We start from the raw sequence: 19,417 nt of genomic DNA on the forward strand, positions 1-19,417 counted from the left end.
AGGAACCTAGATCTCTCATGCAGTCCCAGACCACGCAGATGCCAGCCCTGACGCCTGAACGCATCGCACAGGAACGCTCCCAGATTCAGTCCAACAAGAAGGCAATGGCGCGCGTCGCCAAGCTCGAGCGTGAAGCCTTGTCTGAGGCACGCAAGCAGGAACGCGACTTAGATACCGTGTTCCTAGGCATCCTGTCTGGGGTTCTGCTGGTCTACATGGCGCTGATGGCTGCCGCTTTGGTTTAGATGGGAATGCCATGGTGACCACGATGGAAATTCCCAACCGATACCGCAGCAAAGCTTTCGCGGAAAAAGCCCGCGAATCGGCACGCATGGCAAAGGCTTTGGAAGCCGCCAAGCGGGAGGAGCAAGAGGCCGGACGCGGCACCACCTATCTGTTGGCCGTGCTGTGTGCCTTGGTAGGTATCAGCATCTTCATCAAGTTTTGGCCGTGGGTTTTGGTTTTCTGCGCCGTCGTCATCGCGACGATTATCGTCGTCGCGCTTCTCCCCGCCTCCTACGACGAGTCCTACCCCCAGACGGGTGCAACGCGAGATTCCTGAATCTTTTGTGAATTATGCAAATCTTATGCACTACCAGCAGCATGAATGATATGTATGATTCAAATTACTATTCATTTCGCCATGTGACCCATAACTCATAAGGGTTTAGTTACTGTTGCCTCCAGCACCAAATACTTGAAAAGGAAGGCACAGATTTACATGATGGATTCTGTTGAAACCTCCGGTAACAAAGACGGGCAGCAACTCGGCGCTTGGTCAGAGGTAGGCAAACTCCGCCAGGTAATGGTCTGCCGCCCCGGCCTGGCACACGAGAGGCTCACTCCAAACAACTGCAAGGAGCTGCTTTTCGACGACGTCCTGTGGGTCGAGGAAGCGCAGCGCCACCACGATGAGTTCGTAGCCCGCATGGAAGACCGCGGCGTCGAGGTGTTGCACATGCGCGTCCTGCTAGAAGAAACGCTGGCGACCAAGGAAGGCCGCGAGTTCATCCTCGGCAACAAGCTACTGGATAAGAACGTCGGCGTGGGCGTGGGCAGCGAATTGCGCGAGTGGTTTAGCGGGCTGGACAACAAGACTCTGGCCGAACTTCTCATCGGCGGAGTGCCTTTCAACGAAATCCCCAAGGGCCTCGGCCATGGCGTCATTGACACCATGCGCAACGTGTACGCTCCCGATGAGTTCGCGCTGCGTCCTCTGCCCAATAGCCAGTTCTCCCGCGATAACTCCGCCTGGATTTACGGCGGTGTCTCGTTGAATCCGATGCGCCTTCCTGCCCGCCACCAGGAGACGATGCTCACGCGTGCTATCTACCGCTACCATCCGCGCTTTGCCAACGCATCCTTTGAGTTCTGGTACGGCGACACCGACGAGGATCCGGGCCTTGCCGCCCTCGAGGGCGGTGACATCATGCCGGTGGGCAATGGTGCGGTCCTAGTGGGCATGGGCGAGCGCACTACTTGGCAGGGTGTGAGCCGCTTGGCCAGCAACCTGTTCAAGGCGGGTGCAGCAGAAAAGGTCATCATCGCAGCCATGGCCCCAGATCGCGCCTCGATGCACCTGGATACCGTGTTCACCTTCCTCGACGCCGACAAGGCCACCGCCTATCCGCGCGTGGTGGATACCATCCGTCCGCTTATCCTGCGCCCTGCAGATGATCAGAAAAAGCTGGAACTCGAAAGCCCAGACAAGCACTTCGTCACGGTGGTCGAGGAAGCGCTCGGCCTGGATAAGCTCCACGTCGTAGAAACTGGCGGCAATTCCTATGCCGCGGCGCGTGAGCAGTGGGATGACGCCAACAACGTGGTTGCCTTGGAGCCCGGAGTGGTCGTGGCTTACGATCGCAACAAACACACCAATGCCAAGCTTCGCGACGCCGGCGTCGAAGTCATCGAGATCGGCTCGGCCGAACTGGGCCGTGGTCGCGGTGGCGGACACTGCATGACCTGCCCTATCGTGCGCGATGCAGTGGACTACTAAGGGGAGAACTAGCCGATGACAACATATGACACTGCCGCGCCCGCCGCGGACGAGACCGCATCTACTGCCTCCCCAGTAGGTCGCGAGGGTAAGAAGACCGAAGGTACTGCGCTGGGCTGGGTGCTCGCGCTCTTCGGCACCGCGATGGGCGCAGGTATCCTCTTCCTTCCGCTACAGGCGGGCACCTTTGGCTTCTGGCCGCTGGCCTTTGCTACGGCCATCATCTTCCCAGTGGTCTACTTCTCCCACCGCACCTACGCGCGCATCGTCTCGGGTGCTCCGGTCAAAGACCACGGGCTTGACGTCCTCGAGCTGGTACGCAAGTACTTGGGCCGGCATACCGGCCTCTTCGTGGCATTGATGTACTCGCTGGCGAACATCCCCACGGTGTTCATCTACGCTATCTCGTTGACCAACGCCATCGACAGCTTCATTGTCAATCAGCTCCACGGACCATCCATTAACCGCTGGGTTCTTTCGGTCCTGTGCGTGGGCATCCTGACCGGCATCTTCGCCATCGGCCGCAAGCCCATGCTGTGGCTGGCGCAGGCGCTGGTCTATCCGCTCATCATCTCTTTGGCTGCTACCTCGATCTATCTGATCCCGCAGTGGGACCTGCGTTCCTTCATGGAAGTGGAATATCAAGATGGCAGCTGGCCGTATATCTTGCTCGGCTCAGTACTGATTCTTCCGGTGCTTGCCTTTTCTTTTTCGCACATGGCCGGCCTTTCCCAATTCTCCGTGGATATGCAGCCAACCTACGGCGAGAAGACGGAAAAGCGCGTTACCCGCATCGAGCTCTACACCGCCGCTCTGCTGGTCATCTTCACGATGTTCTTCGTCTGGTCCTGCGTGTTGGCCTTGGGCGCCGATGGCATGAAGGAAGCAACGGAGCAGAACCTGCCAGTGCTGTCCTACTTCGCCAACGTCACCGGCGTACCGCTGCTTGCCTGGCTGGCCCCGATGGTCGTTATCTTCGCGATTATTACCTCTTACTTCGGCACCATGCTCGGTGCTGAGGAGGGCACCTCCTATATGGTGCGCCTCATCGCGCCACGCACTGCGAACCGTCTGAACCGCCGCGGATTGCTCACCATCGTCTACACGTTCATCTTTGTCACCGGCACGCTGGTCTCAGTGTTCAATCCGCCAATCCTCAACCTCATCTACTTGGTGGGTGGCGTCTTCGATGCGGTCCTTATCTTCCTGCTTCCGGTCTACATGTTCCACCGGGTCAAGGAGTACAAGGCCTACCGCCATGACCCGTGGAACTACTTTGTGTTCTTCTTTGGTTCGGTGATTCTGGCAGTCACCATCTGGGACCTGTTCTAGTCCGCTTTCTGAATCGGACGGTTTGGGTTGGTCTGGGTTTCCAGGACGTCGCCAAGCAAGCCAAAGAAGCTTTCGCGGTCCGCCTTTTCGATGACGGTCGCGTTAGCTTCCAAGCCAAAGGTCTCCCAGGCCATTGCCGCATAGCCTCGCGTAATACCGTTGCCCGTGACCACGTCTACCTTGTAGCGCCCGGATTCTTGGATGAGTTCTGGGTGCAACAGCGTTGCTAGCGTCATCGAATCCGGGTGGGTGGAACCGCCAATACCGGCGGCTTCATCGAAGTCCAAGGTGGTATCGCACATGGCCTTGAAAAACTTGGCAATCGGGGTGCCCACCGCGACCTTTTGGTCATACTCCGCGCGCGGCATGGTGGCGTCATTGAAGGTCACTGGATCCCACGGCATCACGACGATGTCCTCAAAACCAGCGCCGAAGACAATCTGCGCCGCTTCCGGGTCGACGTAAAAGTTAAACTCCGCGGCCGGCGTAATGTTTCCACGGCCATTGTTGGAACCGCCCATGATGTAGAGCGATTTCACGTTCTTTACAAAGTTGCGGTCTTTGACCACCGCCGTTGCGATATTCGTCAGCGGCCCGATTGCCACCACGGATACCTCGCCCGGGTTCTCCGCGGTGATACGCAACAGGGCGTCGACAGCATGCTCTTTTTCTACCTCGCAACCTGAAAAGTCCATGCTGAGGCCTCCCGAACCGTCACCGTGAACGTCTTCTGCCGAGGCCCACTCCTGCAGCATCGGCTGCGAGCAACCGGCATAGATAGGCACCTCGCCCAGCTTGCCCGCCGCATTCAAGGTCATGTGCGCATTCTTAATCTGCTGCTCAAAGCCCACGTTGCCAGCCACCATCGTGATAGCACGGAAATCCGCGCGCGTATTCAACAAGCCAACCAGGATTGCTACGCAATCGTCTTGAGCAGTATCGGTATCGAGAATGAAAGGAACGGTAGACATTATCTTCCTTAAGCAGTGTGGACATCGGGCTAGTTAGGCCTCCAATTTATCCTGTGCACGGGCGCGCAAAAAAGCGCGCAAGTACATCCTTGCGCGCAGTTGAAATTAGACCCTCGAAGGCGGAACCGGAGCACCCTTCGGAGGAAGCACCTTGGGGTACTTCTTCGAAGCTGCGGTCTGGCCAGCGGCTAATGGCTTAACGCCAGATGCCTCAGCCTTTGGGGTGGCAGCGCCCGGCTGCTCACGCCACGGGGTGGGGTCCCAGTTGGTGGCCACAAGCTTGCGCTGAGAGAACCAGCCCAGGGCCAAGACGACCAAGCCAAGTACAGCGATGAGCACGAGGCCAAACGCTCCGCCGTCCTTGGAGGACCAGCCCAGGAGCAGGCCGAACCAGCCAAAGTCGGCGTCGCCAAAGGTGGTGTTAGCATCGCCGAAGGAGCCGAGCACGCCCAGGAGGAAGGCCGGCAGGAAGGTGATGATGAGGCCGTTAACAAACGCACCGAAGATGGCGCCGCGGCGTCCGCCGGTTGCGTTGGCGTAGACGCCCGCTGCACCACCTGTGAAGAAGTGCGGCACGAGGCCTGGCAGGATCAGCGCCACACCGAATGTTGGGCCGAGCCATGCGGCCAGAACAGCGAGGCCGATGAGGCCACCGATGAAGGAGAAGATGAAGCCCACCAGCACGGCGTTTTGTGCGTACGGGAAGACGATAGGCGCGTCCAGAGCCGGGATGGCACCGGGGACGACCTTGGCGGCGATGCCCTGGAATGCAGGGACGAGTTCGCCCAGGATGGTGCGCACGCCGAAGAGGATCACGGCCACGGCCACGCCGAATTGGAGGCCTTGGGTAAAGGACTGCATGAGGTAGTTACCCACGTTGGTGGCACCGCCTTCGAATGCAGTGAAGGCCTCCTCGGTACCAGCGCGCACCATGAACATGACGGCGAGCACGATGTACATGAGAGCCATGGACAGTGCGGTAGCCACCATGGAGTCACGCAGGAAGCGCAGGCCTTCGGGAAGCTTGAGCTCCTCCGTGGACTTGGACATCTTCTCGCCCTTGCCGCCAACTGCCTTGCCCACGGCACCGGCAGCGAGGTAGCCGGCGGTGCCGAAGTGACCAATTGCGATGGAGTCGTCGCCGGTGATGCGGCGCGTCCACGGGTGTGCAATGGCAGGCAGGGACACCATCAAGATACCCAGCAACGCGGCGCCGAAGGCAACCACGATCCACGAAGAGTATCCAGCAGGTGCAAGGACCATGGTCAGCAAGGTGGCCATGAACAGCACGTGGTGGCCGGTCAGGAACACGTAGCTCATCGGGGTAAACCGGGCCAGAATCAGCGAGACCACGAAGCCCAGGATCATAATCCAGGCTACTTGGGAGCCGAACTGGTCTTGGGCAATGCCCACGATGGCCTCGTTGGTAGGCACCACGCCCTGCGCGCCGGTGGCGCCGGTGATCATGGCGCCGAGCGGCTCAAGGGAGGCGGTGACCAAGCCGGCACCCGCGCCCACCAGGAGGAAGCCGAGTGTGGCCTTGATGGCGCCGCCGAGGACCTGGCCCACGCCACGGCCCATTGCGGCGAGACCCACCGCGGTAATGATGCCGATTAGGAACGCCGGCACGGAGAGAATTTCATTGACCAAGAAGTTGGCAATGTTCAACAAGACATCCATGAGTGCTCCTTAGACGTCGTAAAGCTCGCGCAGAGCAGAATCGATTTCGGACATGTTCGTAAAGTCTTCGATGACGTGGACGGGCACCCCGACGTCGCCAAGCGTTGCAGCGATTTCCCCGGAGGTCAGCAGGAAGTCAGCTTCCTTCGCACGCCCCTTGGCCGAAATCGTGTCTGTTGCCTCGACGGTGAGGTACTTGCCCCAGCCCCATTCATCGAGGACCTGCTCCAGCGTGTTCTTCAGGAACAACGACGTGCCCAAGCCATTGCCGCACACGGTGTAGATTTTGCCTTTTGAAGCCACCGAATCAGCCGCGATCTGGTGCTCGGCGCCCTCTCGCGCGTCACTGTGATCAGCTGCAGGAGCCGCGCTTGCCGACGCCGCTCCTACCCCACCGTTCGCAACATCCACAAGCACCTGTCGCAGCTCAGCTTCGCTTTCTACAGAATCCAGACGCGCACGCACGTCCTTCTTCCCGAGCAGCCCAGCCAGCTCTTTCATTGCCTTCAGGTGCTCGGATGAATCCTTCGCCGCAAGTGCTACGACAAGATTCACGGGGTCATTGGCTTTGGAACCGAACTCCACTGGTCGATCCAGGCGGACCCACGACAACGCCGTTTCGCGCACTGCCTCCGACGGCCGCGCGTGGGCAAAAGCGAAGCCCGGTGCGACCACAATGTACGGTCCATTTTCCTCCACCGAGCGCACCATCGCCTCGGTGTATGCCGGGCTGGTCTTACCCGCCCCAACGAGCAAGCCGCCCGCCAACTCAATAGCTTCACGCCAGTCACCAGCACGGCCGTGCAGATCAACCGCATCCTCCGCGAGCAACGCATTCAGCATGGACATACGTGTCCTCCTACCTTTACTCTTTGCTGGCCAAGAAGGATATGACCAGCCCTAGCTAAAGTAATTACCAGGTATGCAAACGTTTACCTAACCGTTGACGAATATTTAGACACATGCCATTCAACACTCGTTTCTGCCCTATCACGCAGCCCAAGAATGGAAGCCGCATTCACACTTGCACACCGTCAAGCAGAGCAGGCCGAAAGTTTTCCATTCACGATCTGTTTCCATAGTGTCGCGGAAAAGGCCACATAATGGCCTCAATATTTCGAACGGTCTCCTGGCCGCTCCATCAACAACGACGCGCCCTATGTAGGACAACACCCAAACATCGACGGCCAGCAGCGTCTCACCAGCTTGCATGCAGCAATCAAGGGATACTCTGTCCGTGCTCTCAACTACAGCAAGAAGAAGATCACGATCGCGTTCAATCCTTTCAGCGAAAAGTTCGAGTTCCGTACCCCTCCAATTGCCAAATCCCCTGAATGGGTTGCAGACATCTCCACTGTTTTCGACAGTCCGTACAAGGCAACAAGTACGTTCCTTCGCCGATACGAGGAAGCAGGCGGAGAGCTCACCGATAGCTAGGGAGAAAAACCACGATACTTTTGCCAAGCTATCCGACCTACTCAAATACCAATTTGATGTTGTCCACCTTCAAAGCGCGGCTGACAAGCGTCTTATGGCGGACGTCTTCGTGCGCATCAATTCCGAAGGCGTACGCCTCAAGGCCGCCGACTACATCCTCACGTGGTTGAGCGTTTTCTGACCCGAAGGCCGCGAGCAAACTGAAGAGTTTTCTCGCAATTGCCAGGACTTAACCGAGCTCCAATCTTCATAGGTTTTCAAAGACTTCATAAATTTCATAAACTTCATAAGTCTTCATAGGGATGTTTCGCTACGATGTGAGTATGAGCCTCCAGCGAAACCCCTTTAAAGCGACCCTCGGCGCCACCCCACCACTGCTTGTGGGACGCAGCGAGGCTATCCGCGACTTCGCTTTCGCACTCGAGGAAGGCTCAGGTGCCCATGAACGAATTTCGCTAATTATTGGTCCGAGGGGTATCGGAAAAACAGTCCTGCTCAATGCCTTTGAGGATACAGCCAGCGAGCAAGGGTGGTTCACTCTCAGCGAAACGGCGACATCTGGATTTGTCGAGCGGCTTCGCAACGATATTATCCGGCGACTTTCCGATAAACGGTCACAGCTCAAAGGCCTAAACGTATCAATTCTGGGAGTTGGAGCAGGCGTTAACTGGGACACTAAAGCCATTGCCGAGTCCACTTACTCCCTGCGCAATGCTCTTAAAGATCTATTGAGCTTCAAACAAGAGCAAGATCGCAGAGCCGGTCAGCAACCTAGCGGAGTATTGATCACCCTTGATGAGATGCATCACCAACAAAGTGACGAACTCATTGAGTTCGGAGCAACTATCCAACATCTTGTCCGTGAAGGTGAAGACATCGCAGTCGCAATGGCAGGAATCCCTTCTTCAATCAAGCCTTTACTGTCCGGGAAACTAAACGATGGGGTAAGCCCCAATCCCGTAACTTTCTTGCGCCGTGCCAACCGGATCGAGCTTGGGCCAGTTTCAGACGAAGACGTCCGCGACGCCCTCAAAGAACCCCTCCGCAACGAAACCGTCTCGTGGTCCCCTTCAGCTCTGGAGATTGCGGTATCTGCGTGCCAAGGCTACCCATTCATGATCCAGCTGGTGGGTCAATGCTCCTTCCGCGAAAAAGAACCAACCGATGGCGATGCTTCACAAATTACTGTTAACGCCGCGGAAAGAGGGGTCGCCACCGCACGAAGAAAACTTGGACAACTTGTCCACGAACCCGCTTTGGCAGATCTTTCTGACGTAGACAGAACATTCCTAATTTATATGGCCCAAGATCCCGGACCATCAAAAATCGCGGACATCAAGGCCCGCTTCCACCGTTCCGACTCTTACGTGAGCAATTATCGCCGTCGATTGCTCGATGCAGAGATGATCATCAATACTCGGCGCGGTGAAGTTGACTTCGCACTTCCGTATCTACGCGACTATTTACGTGAACATGCAGCAGGACTCGTAGCAGAAAACCTCGACTATTAACTCGGACTCAGCATTCATGCACGGCCATGATGGCCACCGAGTGAGGTGCCCCGAGTTTTGGTGGAGTCTAGTCTCGTTCCACCAGCACACCCATTTGAGCGTCGCGATTTCTACCTCGACACCGTCATCCCAACTGCGAGAATGGACGAGCTCGTTCTTATAGGAGCCGTAAACGTTTTCGGCCAGAGCATTGCCATATAAGTCGCCAACCGTCCCGGTGGAAGCGGCAATCCCGTGCTGGGCAAATCACTCGTTATAGACAACACCGACATACTGCCACCCGTGATCCGAATGATCAATGAGACCTGTTGTTTCCTAAACACACACGATCGCCTGTTTGAGAGCTTGCCGCGACAAAGCTTCGGTGCCCACGGAATCTAATAACGCCCACCCATACGATCCGCCGGGAGTATACGGATGACACTTGGGTTCCAATTTGAGCTGCAAGGTACGAAAGTCACATTTGAGTGGTTATATCCACGCTTATTTCCGATGATAATCTGACTCACAACTACGGCTTGACAGCAAGGCCGTAACTTAAGAAAGGATTAGTTCCATGGACGTCATGGAAACCTGGGAGCCGGTGCTTACAACCGGCCCTCTGCTGGGGATAGCAGCTGCCGCGGTTGCCTTGATTCTGGTCATGGTGATCTACTTCAAGGTTCACGCATTCATCGTGTTGACCATAGTTTCTACTCTGACTGCGCTGGTTGCCGGTATCCCTCTTGAAGGCGTAGTACCGACGCTAACCAAGGGCTTCGGCTCAACGCTTGGTTCCGTTGCACTGTTGGTTGGTTTGGGCGCCATGATCGGGCGCTTGGTTGAAACCTCCGGTGGCGCTAAATCGCTTGCCGACGCCCTGGTGAAACTCTTCGGCGAAAACAAAGCACCGTTTGCGCTGGGTGTTGCCTCGCTGATTATGGGTTTCCCCATCTTCTTCGACGCTGGCTTGATCGTGATGCTGCCGGTGATCTTCGCAGTGGCGCGGCGCCTTAACGGCCCGGTTCTCGCCTACGGTATTCCCGCGGCCGGCGCGTTCTCAGTAATGCACATCTACCTTCCGCCCCACCCGGGTCCTGTCGCGGCCAGCGAATTCTATGGCGCTGACATCGGCCTCATTTTGGTCTTCGGCCTGCTTGTGGCGCTGCCGACGTGGTACCTCTCCGGCTACCGCCTGGGCCTTCACTTGGGCAAGAAGTACCCCTTCGTTGTCGGCGATATTTTGACCGGCGAACGCGTGGCGGATGAAAAGCTTCCGGAAAAGCCAGCCTCACCGGCGACGGTCATCGGAATTCTTCTTATTCCGATGCTCCTTATCTTTGGCAACACCGGCTTGTCGGCGCTTTCCTCCGCCGGCCACATTTCGGGCGATGCCACCTGGGTGAAATTCTTCATCTTCCTAGGCCAGACCCCCATCGCACTGCTCATCACGGCGATTGCCGCGATGATTGCGCTCGGGCTCAAACGCGGAATGGATAAGACCGCGATTGAAAAGACCATGGAGTCTTCCCTGGGGCCGATTTGCTCGGTGGTGCTGATTACCGGTGCCGGCGGCATGTTCGGCGGCGTGCTACGTACTTCTGGAATCGGCGATGCTCTGGCTGATTCGATGGCAGGCCTCGGAATTCCTGTCATTCTTGCCTGCTACCTCATTGCGGTCGCGCTACGTCTTGCGCAGGGTTCTGCCACCGTGGCTCTTACCACTGCAGCAGCGCTCATGGTCCCGGCTGTGGAAGCAGCAGACTACTCTGCGGTGCAGCTTGCTCTTATCGTGCTTGCCACCGCCGCGGGTTCGGTCTTTGGCAGCCACGTCAATGACTCGGGCTTCTGGTTGGTCGGCCGCCTCATGGGCATGGACGTGGCAACCACGCTGCGCACGTGGACCCTCAACCAGGCACTCGTTTCCTTCGTCGGCTTCGTCTTCGTGCTTATTATCTTTGGGATTACTGCAGCGCTTTAGCCCCAGTTAGCCTCAGTCCAAGAAAGCCAAGCCACAACGGTTTAGGGCATCTAGCCCCGCAGATACCTCGCTGCTTCGGCAGCTAATTCTGCGGGGCTTTGTGCGACGTCGAGCACGATCCCCGGCTCATCCTCATCGAGCGGCTCAAGCGTTTCGAACTGCGATTGCAAAAGCGATACCGGCATGAAGTGGCCTGCACGGTTTTGCATGCGCTCCAGCAAAAGCTCGTAGCTGCCGTGCAGATGAACGAAGAATGTATCCGGCGCATGGGTGCGAATCAGATCCCGGTACGAACGCTTAAGCGCTGAGCATCCCACGATGGCGCCTTCGGTTTGCCCCTGCATCCACTGCCCGATTGCTTCGAGCCAGGGCCAGCGGTCGGCGTCGTTAAGCGCGTGCCCCGCGGACATCTTTTCGATGTTGGCGGCCGGATGCATGTCGTCGCCGTCCCTAAAGACGAGGCCGACCTGACCTCCCAGCAGCTGCCCCACCGTGGATTTCCCGCAGCTGGACACTCCCATCACGATGACGTGTTTATGGGCGAGTTCCGTGTTCACCTTAGTAGAGTTCACAGCCTTCAAGCCTAGTACTGCGGGGTGAAGTTGATACGTTCAATCTCCGCTCGCGCGGCCGGGTCCAACATCGCGCACAATCCGCCGACCACGTAACGGACTCCGGGAACCGTGGTGGAGGAACCCACGCCTTGCACGCAACGATCAAAGGCAGGCAAGCCGATACCGGGTGCCGGCGAATTCATCGAATAGAACGACGCTGCCATCGCCGCACCGCGATTGCTGTTCAGCGCATCAGAGGAACCCTTGATTCCCTGCCACAAGACTGCCCCAACCGGATCAACTAGGAACTGATGCTGCTCCTCCGGCGTCAACGCGGCAGCCTCTGGCGCAGTCGCACCCACGCCACCACCACTAACCACGCCAAGGGACAAAAGCCCAACTGTCAAAGCACGAGCACAAACACGAGAGAACTTATTCATAAACGCAACCTACCACGCTAATCAGTCTCACAAAATGGATTTTCCACACGTTATTAACAGTGCTTCGCCTTCACCCAACACGACATGGGGCGAGGTACGTAATTCAGCAGTACCTACAGGCTCAATGCAGTGGACCCAATTGTCTGACTTCCAATGCGGCCAAACGTTACTGGCTACTCATGATTTGAAGGCTTCGGATTAGCTATAGCCTGTTGAATCATCACGAGCTCGACTCCTAAGATTTCGCCGGAAGATGACACATCCACAGCACCAGCAATAGATGCTGGATCGTCACTGAAAGATAGTGGAATTGAGTACTGATATTCGCCGACATCTTTATCATCAGTGCGTTTTAGCGTAATGCCTACATCGTCGAATACGCCTGACAAGTCCAGTTTGTCGCCCTTTTTGATCATCTTCATTCTCCCTTTCCCAATTAGCACGTACATCCAAAACACTATCGCAATTCAACTCCCTCTTCCCTCACTTCATTTCTCAGGCCAAATACCACCACCGCTAGATTCCCGATTCCCCGTCCTGTTAGATCACTTTTATGAGTACATCGCAATCAAGGCCGCGGCTGCTTGCCATCACGGCCTGTCCTACGGGAATCGCACATACCTACATGGCGGCGGAAAACCTTGAGGCCGCGGCGCAAAAGCTGGGCTACGAGCTTAAGGTGGAAACCCACGGCTCCATTGGAATCGAGGGGAAGTTTTCGCAAGCAGACATCGATGCAGCAGACGCCGTTGTCATCGCGGCGGATACGGTGGTGGCTAAGGACCGCTTCGTCGGAAAGCGGCTCGTAGCTACCGGCGTAGACGAAGCCATTAGCCGCCCGGAGGCGCTGCTGGGCCGCGCACTGGAGGCAACGGCGCTAACTTCAGCCGAGGCCCGGCGTGACTCCGCCGAGAGCGCCACCCCGGCGGGAGGCCGCACGGAAGGTACTGTCGATTCGGGGCTGCGCGGCTTTGGCCAGACGCTATATAAGTCCCTGATGAATGGCGTCAGCCACATGATCCCCTTCGTGGTCACGGGCGGTCTGCTCATCGCGGTCGCACTGTCCATCGGCGGCACCCCTACCCCGGAAGGCATCGCCATTCCGGAAGGCAGCTTCTGGTTCACCATTAATCAACTAGGTGCCCTGTCGTTTTCTTTGATGGTGCCGATTTTGTCCGGCTACATCGCCGTGGGCATTGCGGACCGCCCAGGTCTTGCACCGGGCCTTATCACTGGCCTTATCGCCACGACGGGTTCGCTCTACGGATCGGATGCGGGTGCCGGATTCATTGGCGGCATCATCACAGGTATCTTGTCCGGCTATGTTGCCCTGGCCATCAAGAAGATCCCGGTGGGCAAGTACGTCGCACCGATCTGGCCCATCATCGTCATTCCGATTCTCACCACACTCATCGTGGGCTTGGCGTTCATCTACATCATCGGTCATCCAGTCGCCGCTGCCTTCGAGGCCATGACGGATTACCTCGCCGGCATGCAGGGTTCCTCCGTGCTCATACTCGGCGCTGTCATCGGCGCGATGATTGCCTTCGACATGGGCGGGCCTTTCAACAAGACCGCCTTCCTCTTCGGTGGCGGCCTCATCGCGGCTGGCAACGCGGCACCGATGGGCATGGCGGCAACGGCGATTGCCGTGCCACCGCTAGCCGTCGGCGTCGCCACCTTGGTTCGCCGCAGCTGGTTCAACAAGGCCGAGCGCGATTCCGGTATCGCCGCCCTTTTCATGGGTATGTTCGGAATTACCGAGGGCGCGATTCCGCTCGCCGCTGCTCGTCCGCTGCAGGTCATTCCGGCTAACGTCATCGGCGGTGCCGTCGCGGGCGCCATCGCGGGACAGCTCGGCGTCGAGGATCACGTCATGCACGGCGGCCCGATCGTGGCGCTGCTGGGCGCCGTCGACAACGTTGGCGGATTCATCATCGGCCTGGCGGCCGGCATTCTTGTCGACGCCGCGCTTATCCTCCTACTCGTCGGTATCACCGCCAAGAAGGGTGCCGCGGCGTCGGAAGCAACTCCTACTGAAGGCGCCAGCGATAGCGATGCCCTGCTTCTGCCCGATACGGTCGCGCTTGAGACCACGCGTGGTACCAACCGCGAGGACATCATTCGCGAGCTCGTCGCTTCCATCGCAGCCGCCGGTCGCACTTCCGACGCCGAAGCGCTTGTCGACGCCGCACTAGCCCGCGAAGAGCAACACTCCACCGGCGTCGGCAATGGCGTTGCGATCCCGCACGCCCGCACTGCAGGAGTTACGCGCCCAACCCTGGCTTTCGCCCGTCTTCCCAAGCCCGGCATTCAGTGGGCCGAGGGCGAGGAGGCAACCGACCTGGTATTCCTCATCGCTGTTCCGGAAGGCTCCGGCAATCAGCATCTCAAGATTCTGTCGAAGCTGGCCCGCCGCCTGATGAAGGAAGATTTCCGCGCACAACTGCGTGCTGCGGGCACTCGCGAAGAGGTCATCGACCTGGTGGGCGATGCAGTCGCTGTTCCCACCCCGGCGCAATAGTTCTTGAACTAAACGCTAAATCCCCCGCTTAGCGGGTGCTCGTCACGCTACTCGATCTCCCCATAGCACCCGCAATTCCTCAGTCGCCGGCCGCCAGTACGCAGCTTGGGCCGCAGTAAATTCCTTCAGCAAGTGCCCGCCGCTGCGTGCAGCGGTGCGGGTGGCCTCGTTCGTAGCGGCATCGAGGACGTCGATATAGCGGCCGACCTCGTCGCGCGGGATGCGAAGTCCCATCGTTATATGCGGGGTCCAGCGGGCCCCTCGTGATTCAGGATTGGCCGCGCTAATCTCCCGAGCGGCCGCTTCGAACTCATCGGTTGTTTCCAGAAGCCAAGCGATTGATTGCTTCGAGCGCGTTCCGAATACTACGGTTCCCACCCGTTGAAAAGTTGCTGGCAATAGCGGCGGAAGCAGTTCAGCGGCCAGTTCCACTGCCTCGGGGGCCATGGATTGGGCGAAAGTAATAGTGATGTGCGGGCGCTGATTCTGGCGTGGCAGGCCACGCCGAACGAGGTCGTCGAATAGCTCGGCGATGGCCCGTTCTTGCTCTTCAGAAAGATAAAGCAAGAGATTTTCTGGGGATTTGGCGCTCATGATTTCAGGTTATGGCATTTGAACTATTAAGGTAATCTGGTTTCCAAATGCTGTTAGCCGAGCACATTAGCCCGCATGGTGTTATCCTCACCACTGGGCGCGATAAGCCACGTGACAATACATCCCAGTCATTAATTTGCACAGGCTATCCCAAGGTGAAGCGCGGGGCTGAGCCAGCAAAACGGATTTTCCGCCTTTCGAGGACCGCCATTTAGCCATTTTCCACATAAGGATCACCCCTGAAAGTAATCATACTTTAGTTTGTGATCGTTCGGACAAGAACACTTTTCGCACGATGTAGTCCTAATTTGGAAAATTCCCAGTCAGCGTTAATTTTCCACCGAAGCTGTTTACAGCGTTCATGGCACTTATGTGAATTTCTATCTTTAATTGTCAATACATCTCTATCGTGCGTCACTGAAAAACAGTCGCTAGCGTAGGTCTTCGTCACGCACCGCCAACGTATTCGCCGTGCGTAACTCGCCAAAAATACGTCCACCTCCAGTCGTTCGAGGAGAACTAAACATGTCTATCCGTCGTCGCTCCGCCGGCCTGTTCGCCGGCCTTGCCATCGCCGGCAGCACGCTCATGATGCCAGCAGCTAACGCTGAAACCATCACCGAGTCCTACCCAGAGACTCCGGCCATCAACGCAAAGCTGCCAATCATCCACACCACCCACGGTTCCGACCACATGAAGGCTAACGTCCTTAACCCACGCCCGGTCTGCAACCCATGGGAAGACCACCGCACCGTTGTCTACAAGGCAACTGACACCTTCATGCCAGCTGGCACCATCTCCACCACCAACCAGACTAAGAAGGACATTCCGCTGCAGCAGAATCTGTCCAAGTCTCAGTCCATCCAGCTGGAGGTCAACGGCGACCGCACCAGCACCACCTCCATGAACTTGGGCGGCGACGTCTCCGGCAAGAACTCCAAGGGCTCCGCAGGCATCTCCCACGAGATCGCTACCAAGATCGGCGCTTCCGCTTCCTACTCCCTGTCCTGGGAGGCTGGCCAGTCCATCGGACCTTACGACGTTCCGCCAAACCACACCGGTGAAGCAACTTACGGCTTCCGCGTTCTGAACATGACCGGCACCCAGCAGTACTGCAAGACTAACGGCACCTGGTCCACCCCGACTGCTTGGTCCGCAATGCAGCCAGTCAAGAACGAGGTTCGCGTCAAGCTGTACGACGACATCGCTGACTCCTTCGCTCCTAACAAGGACGCACAGAACACCGAAGAGGTTAAGCAGGAGGACAAGGATCCGAAGGCTGACGCTGAGGTTGTCAAGGACAACGAGGCTCCGGTAACCGAGGCACCTGTTTCCGAGGCTGAAGCTAAGAAGGAAGAGGAAGCTGACAAGGCAAAGCTCGAAGAGGTAAAGAAGGACGAGAAGTCTGACGAGAAGCAGAAGCTCGACCTGAAGCCTTTCTTCACCACCTCCGGCGCTAAGCACTCCGGTTTCGCAGGCACCGTTGCTCTGCAGCTGGAAAACGTTGGCTCTGACCGTTACTACGGCACCTTCCCTGCAGTTCAGTACCGCGTTGACGTGAAGACCGACAAGGGCCCGAAGGGCGTTGACCGCCTCATCACCCCACGTTCTTCCAACGGCGCTCACATCCGTGACCTGGGCTTCAACGAGAAGACCTCCACCCGCACCTTCGAGGTCACCCTGGCTAACCCAATCAACGCTGGCGAGAAGGTTCGCGTTGCAAACCTCGACTTCGGCGATGGCGACACCAAGGAAGGCCGCATCCACAACTACATCGAGGTCACCCAGATTGGCCGTCTGGAAGGCGACAACTCCCAGGCTAACGACCAGAACGTTGACTCCCGCAAGGCAACCGTCAACGACTTCGGCAAGCAGGTTAAGGGCACCTTCTAAGCCCTGCAAGCATCCGCTGCTTAGATAAGCCGCTCCACATCTTCCTTCAGCTCCCTTCTCAGGGGCTGGAAGATAGGGAGCGGCTTTCCCAGTTTTGCGCACGCCCATCGGGGTCAATCCAGCACAATTTGCCAAACAAGGCGCCAAAACTTCCCGAAATCACCCCAATATTTGGCAAATTGCGCCCTTGCGCCACCCCAAGCCCGGACGCGGACTCTTAGAGTGGAGCACACAAGGCACAAACGCAAAGGAAACTTCATGACTGCAAAACAGCCGCGATGCGTAGTCGTCGGCTCGATCAACGCCGACTTGATGATTAGCGTGGAACGCCACCCCACCCCGGGCGAGACACTCATCGGCAGCGGTGGCGAGGTGCTCGCCGGCGGCAAGGGCGCAAACCAAGCGGTAGCTGCGGCACGCCAAGGCGCCAGCATCTCATTCGTGGGTGCAGTCGGCGATGATGCCTACGCAGGCCCAGCCATGGAACTGCTAGAAGCATCGGGCGTCGATCTCAGCCACGTCGAACACCTCGATTCCACCACCACGGGCCTTGCGGTAATCGAGGTCGCAGCCGATGGCGAGAACACCATCGTCGTGGTCCCCGGCGCGAATGCGCGGGTAGACGCTGAGTTCGTTCAACAGCACGCGCGGGCAATGCACAAGGCGGACTTGGTGCTGCTACAGGGCGAGATTCCCGCCGCAGGATTCCAGAAGGCGGTCGAACTCGCACGCGCGGTAGGCGCCCGCGTGGTGGTGAACCTGGCGCCGGTGGTGGACGTCGATAAGCAGGCGCTCCTACAGGCAGACCCACTCGTGGTTAACGAACACGAGGCGGGGTTGGTGCTCAAGCAACTGGGGGCGCAGACGCCGGGCGATGAACCAGAAGAACTCGTAGAATGCCTGCGCGCCGAAGGCTTTGCCGCGGTGGTGTTAACGCTTGGACCGCACGGGGCCATCGTGGCGGATGCCGAGGGCACCACGCCGATTCCCACCCCACAGATCAAAGCGGTGGACACAACGGGCGCTGGCGACGCGTTCACAGGCGCGCTCGTGGCGAAGCTCCTACAAGGGGCCACGCTTACCGACGCCGCCCATCACGCCGCCTGCGTCGGCGCCTTCGCCGCGCTGGGCCGCGGCGCCCAGCCTTCCTACCCGGATCTAAAAGCGCAGCTTCCTTAAACCGCCAGCCAAGGGCAAAGCGCAGCAACCGTGGCCTCGGCACCTGCTTCCAGGGTGGGGTGCAGCTCAGGGACGAACTGCGGAGAGTGATTGCCCGGTGCATTCTCCGGAGTTGGGAAGCCGCCGACAACCCAGAAACAATACGGTGTGCCAAAGGCATTCGGGATATCCGGGAAATCCTCAGAGGCCACGAGAGGCGCGAAGGTCTCCGTGCGCTCCTCCCCCAACAAGGTCTGCATAGACTCGGTGACCTTGGCAGTTACATCGCGGTCATTGTCCAGCACTGGGAAGCGATCGGAGTATTCGAAGGAAGGCTCCGGCGCGCCCGCCGCGGCGGCCTGATTGTTCACGATGCGCTCGATCGAGGCATGAATGTGGTCTTCGACTTCCTGCGAGTAGCAGCGGGTATTGAGCTCGAACACGACTTTATCCGGAATCACGTTGGACTTCGTGCCGCCGTGAATCGTGCCCACGGAGACCACCGCGCGCTCGCTGGCCGGTAGCTCACGGGAGACAATTGTCTGCAGCTGCATGATGATTGAGGAGGAAAGCACGATTGGGTCGACGCCCTTCTCCGGCATGGAGCCATGCGAGCCGACGCCGCGCACAGTTACCTTCACAGTGGAAGCCTGGGAGAAGCTAATGCCCTCGTTGGTCGCAACATGCCCCAGCGGCAGCGCGCCCATGACGTGCTGGCCCAGCATGACATCGGGGACCGGAATCTTGCCCGTGATTCCCGCCGCAACCATGTCTTTGCCACCCTCGGCAATCTCCTCGGCGGGCTGGAATACGGCCTCGAAAGTGCCGGACCACTGCTCGCGGTTTTCTGCCAGGAATGCGATGGTGGTCAGCAGCCACGTGGTGTGCATATCGTGGCCGCACATGTGCCCGACCGGAACTTCCTCGCCCGTCTTAGCGGAGATCTGCGTTGCAGTGGAGGCATAGTCCACGCCGGAGGCTTCCTTCACTGGCAAGCCGTCGAAATCGGCACGCATCGCCACGGTTTGGCCAGCGCCGTTGCGCAGAATTCCGACGACGCCGGCCCCGACGTCGACCACCTCGACGTCGCCAAGCGCCTCCAGCTCTTTGATAATCCGTGCCTTGGTTTCGGCTTCCTGCAGCGAGAGCTCCGGGTGCTGGTGGAACCACTTATAAAGCTCCTCACGCTGCGTCTTGGTCTTTTCCAGATACGTTTCCAAAGATTCATACAGCTGCGTCATATTTCCCACCTTATGTCCGCCCGGTCACCGCTTGCAGAGAACGCACTCTTGACGCCGCATACCCTGCCAACCTCACCACCGTCATCATCGGGGGTGTTCCTATATAGGTTGTCAACTCCGTGG

General features: G+C 58.2%; 18 protein-coding genes. 9 read left to right on the top strand and 9 right to left on the bottom strand.

Features of this window, described 5'->3' with window-relative positions:
• The first annotated feature begins 17 nt into the window (after positions 1-17).
• The 4 genes from HMPREF3158_RS05210 to HMPREF3158_RS05225 all read left to right on the top strand — a co-directional run bounded on the left by HMPREF3158_RS05210 (position 18) and on the right by HMPREF3158_RS05225 (position 3,331).
• Positions 18-245: a hypothetical protein gene (locus HMPREF3158_RS05210; protein ID WP_062035709.1), complete on the top strand. Its 228-nt coding sequence runs from the start codon at positions 18-20 to the stop codon at positions 243-245.
• Between the two features lie 23 nt (positions 246-268).
• A complete protein-coding gene (locus HMPREF3158_RS05215; protein ID WP_141741003.1) occupies positions 269-562 on the top strand; it encodes a hypothetical protein in 294 nt (97 codons plus the stop codon).
• Positions 563-721: 159 nt separating this feature from the next.
• Positions 722-1,999, top strand: a complete 1,278-nt coding sequence (locus tag HMPREF3158_RS05220; RefSeq protein ID WP_062035711.1) for an arginine deiminase — start codon at positions 722-724, stop codon at positions 1,997-1,999.
• A gap of 15 nt (positions 2,000-2,014) precedes the next feature.
• Complete coding sequence (locus HMPREF3158_RS05225; RefSeq protein WP_062035712.1) at positions 2,015-3,331, top strand: amino acid permease; 1,317 nt, start codon at positions 2,015-2,017, stop codon at positions 3,329-3,331.
• Here HMPREF3158_RS05225 and HMPREF3158_RS05230 read toward each other — a convergent pair.
• The 3 genes from HMPREF3158_RS05230 to HMPREF3158_RS05240 all read right to left on the bottom strand — a co-directional run bounded on the left by HMPREF3158_RS05230 (position 3,328) and on the right by HMPREF3158_RS05240 (position 6,831).
• On the bottom strand, positions 3,328-4,302 hold the full coding sequence (locus tag HMPREF3158_RS05230) for a nucleoside hydrolase (RefSeq protein ID WP_062035713.1): 975 nt from the start codon (positions 4,300-4,302) through the stop codon (positions 3,328-3,330). The two genes, HMPREF3158_RS05225 and HMPREF3158_RS05230, sit on opposite strands and share 4 nt — an antisense overlap.
• A 105-nt stretch (positions 4,303-4,407) precedes the next feature.
• Positions 4,408-5,982, bottom strand: coding sequence for a PTS ascorbate transporter subunit IIC (locus HMPREF3158_RS05235; protein WP_070497583.1), 1,575 nt, complete (start codon positions 5,980-5,982; stop codon positions 4,408-4,410).
• A 9-nt stretch (positions 5,983-5,991) separates the two neighbouring features.
• Positions 5,992-6,831 carry a PTS sugar transporter subunit IIAB gene (locus HMPREF3158_RS05240; RefSeq protein WP_062035715.1) on the bottom strand — a complete coding sequence of 280 codons (840 nt, stop codon included), beginning with the start codon at positions 6,829-6,831 and terminating at the stop codon, positions 5,992-5,994.
• A gap of 890 nt (positions 6,832-7,721) precedes the next feature.
• Here HMPREF3158_RS05240 and HMPREF3158_RS05250 point away from each other — a divergent pair.
• Entirely contained in the window at positions 7,722-8,930 is a 1,209-nt protein-coding gene (locus tag HMPREF3158_RS05250) for an ATP-binding protein (RefSeq protein WP_235591306.1), read from the top strand.
• Here the strand turns inward: HMPREF3158_RS05250 and HMPREF3158_RS13375 are convergent.
• A complete protein-coding gene (locus HMPREF3158_RS13375; protein WP_082787629.1) occupies positions 8,883-9,161 on the bottom strand; it encodes an integrase core domain-containing protein in 279 nt (92 codons plus the stop codon). The two genes, HMPREF3158_RS05250 and HMPREF3158_RS13375, sit on opposite strands and share 48 nt — an antisense overlap.
• Before the next feature lie 334 nt (positions 9,162-9,495).
• Between HMPREF3158_RS13375 and HMPREF3158_RS05255 the strand changes: the two genes are divergently transcribed.
• Positions 9,496-10,890: a GntP family permease gene (locus tag HMPREF3158_RS05255; RefSeq protein WP_070497591.1), complete on the top strand. Its 1,395-nt coding sequence runs from the start codon at positions 9,496-9,498 to the stop codon at positions 10,888-10,890.
• 50 nt (positions 10,891-10,940) lie between these two features.
• On the opposite strand, the gene HMPREF3158_RS05260 is transcribed toward HMPREF3158_RS05255, so the two are convergent.
• The 3 genes from HMPREF3158_RS05260 to HMPREF3158_RS05270 form a co-directional block, all read right to left on the bottom strand.
• Complete coding sequence (locus HMPREF3158_RS05260) at positions 10,941-11,411, bottom strand: gluconokinase (RefSeq protein ID WP_083291047.1); 471 nt, start codon at positions 11,409-11,411, stop codon at positions 10,941-10,943.
• 62 nt (positions 11,412-11,473) lie between these two features.
• Positions 11,474-11,884, bottom strand: a complete 411-nt coding sequence (locus tag HMPREF3158_RS05265) for a hypothetical protein (protein WP_223197716.1) — start codon at positions 11,882-11,884, stop codon at positions 11,474-11,476.
• 173 nt (positions 11,885-12,057) lie between these two features.
• Positions 12,058-12,306: a hypothetical protein gene (locus HMPREF3158_RS05270; protein ID WP_129720980.1), complete on the bottom strand. Its 249-nt coding sequence runs from the start codon at positions 12,304-12,306 to the stop codon at positions 12,058-12,060.
• Between the two features lie 131 nt (positions 12,307-12,437).
• Here HMPREF3158_RS05270 and HMPREF3158_RS05275 point away from each other — a divergent pair, with 131 nt between their 5' ends.
• Positions 12,438-14,408 (top strand): fructose-specific PTS transporter subunit EIIC, encoded by a 1,971-nt coding sequence (locus HMPREF3158_RS05275; protein WP_062035719.1) that lies wholly within the window; start codon positions 12,438-12,440, stop codon positions 14,406-14,408.
• A gap of 42 nt (positions 14,409-14,450) precedes the next feature.
• Here the strand turns inward: HMPREF3158_RS05275 and HMPREF3158_RS05280 are convergent, their stop codons facing one another.
• Entirely contained in the window at positions 14,451-15,002 is a 552-nt protein-coding gene (locus HMPREF3158_RS05280) for a hypothetical protein (RefSeq protein WP_061920882.1), read from the bottom strand.
• Positions 15,003-15,527: 525 nt separating this feature from the next.
• Between HMPREF3158_RS05280 and HMPREF3158_RS05285 the strand changes: the two genes are divergently transcribed.
• Positions 15,528-16,895, top strand: coding sequence for a hypothetical protein (locus tag HMPREF3158_RS05285; protein WP_062035720.1), 1,368 nt, complete (start codon positions 15,528-15,530; stop codon positions 16,893-16,895).
• 258 nt (positions 16,896-17,153) lie between these two features.
• Complete coding sequence (locus HMPREF3158_RS05290) at positions 17,154-18,074, top strand: ribokinase (RefSeq protein WP_070497587.1); 921 nt, start codon at positions 17,154-17,156, stop codon at positions 18,072-18,074.
• Here HMPREF3158_RS05290 and HMPREF3158_RS05295 read toward each other — a convergent pair.
• Complete coding sequence (locus tag HMPREF3158_RS05295) at positions 18,071-19,294, bottom strand: amidohydrolase (RefSeq protein WP_070497589.1); 1,224 nt, start codon at positions 19,292-19,294, stop codon at positions 18,071-18,073. The two genes, HMPREF3158_RS05290 and HMPREF3158_RS05295, sit on opposite strands and share 4 nt — an antisense overlap.
• Positions 19,295-19,417 lie beyond the last annotated feature (123 nt).

The sequence above is a fragment of the Corynebacterium sp. HMSC06G04 genome, assembly GCF_001807365.1.
Lineage (GTDB): Bacteria > Actinomycetota > Actinomycetes > Mycobacteriales > Mycobacteriaceae > Corynebacterium > Corynebacterium simulans.

Bases quoted from the DNA above. Each gene is read 5' to 3' on its own strand.
- HMPREF3158_RS05230 (WP_062035713.1), bottom strand. From the start codon at position 4,302: ATGTCTACCGTTCCTTTCATTCTCGATACCGATACTGCTCAAGACGAT.
- HMPREF3158_RS05260 (WP_083291047.1), bottom strand. From the start codon at position 11,411: ATGGGAGTGTCCAGCTGCGGGAAATCCACGGTGGGGCAGCTGCTGGGA.
- HMPREF3158_RS05280 (WP_061920882.1), bottom strand. From the start codon at position 15,002: ATGAGCGCCAAATCCCCAGAAAATCTCTTGCTTTATCTTTCTGAAGAG.
- HMPREF3158_RS05290 (WP_070497587.1), top strand. From the start codon at position 17,154: ATGACTGCAAAACAGCCGCGATGCGTAGTCGTCGGCTCGATCAACGCC.
- HMPREF3158_RS05210 (WP_062035709.1), top strand. From the start codon at position 18: ATGCAGTCCCAGACCACGCAGATGCCAGCCCTGACGCCTGAACGCATC.
- HMPREF3158_RS05295 (WP_070497589.1), bottom strand. From the start codon at position 19,294: ATGACGCAGCTGTATGAATCTTTGGAAACGTATCTGGAAAAGACCAAG.
- HMPREF3158_RS05270 (WP_129720980.1), bottom strand. From the start codon at position 12,306: ATGAAGATGATCAAAAAGGGCGACAAACTGGACTTGTCAGGCGTATTC.
- HMPREF3158_RS05265 (WP_223197716.1), bottom strand. From the start codon at position 11,884: ATGAATAAGTTCTCTCGTGTTTGTGCTCGTGCTTTGACAGTTGGGCTT.
- HMPREF3158_RS05235 (WP_070497583.1), bottom strand. From the start codon at position 5,982: ATGGATGTCTTGTTGAACATTGCCAACTTCTTGGTCAATGAAATTCTC.
- HMPREF3158_RS05225 (WP_062035712.1), top strand. From the start codon at position 2,015: ATGACAACATATGACACTGCCGCGCCCGCCGCGGACGAGACCGCATCT.
- HMPREF3158_RS05240 (WP_062035715.1), bottom strand. From the start codon at position 6,831: ATGTCCATGCTGAATGCGTTGCTCGCGGAGGATGCGGTTGATCTGCAC.
- HMPREF3158_RS05285 (WP_062035720.1), top strand. From the start codon at position 15,528: ATGTCTATCCGTCGTCGCTCCGCCGGCCTGTTCGCCGGCCTTGCCATC.
- HMPREF3158_RS05255 (WP_070497591.1), top strand. From the start codon at position 9,496: ATGGAAACCTGGGAGCCGGTGCTTACAACCGGCCCTCTGCTGGGGATA.
- HMPREF3158_RS05275 (WP_062035719.1), top strand. From the start codon at position 12,438: ATGAGTACATCGCAATCAAGGCCGCGGCTGCTTGCCATCACGGCCTGT.
- HMPREF3158_RS05220 (WP_062035711.1), top strand. From the start codon at position 722: ATGATGGATTCTGTTGAAACCTCCGGTAACAAAGACGGGCAGCAACTC.
- HMPREF3158_RS05250 (WP_235591306.1), top strand. From the start codon at position 7,722: ATGTTTCGCTACGATGTGAGTATGAGCCTCCAGCGAAACCCCTTTAAA.
- HMPREF3158_RS05215 (WP_141741003.1), top strand. From the start codon at position 269: ATGGAAATTCCCAACCGATACCGCAGCAAAGCTTTCGCGGAAAAAGCC.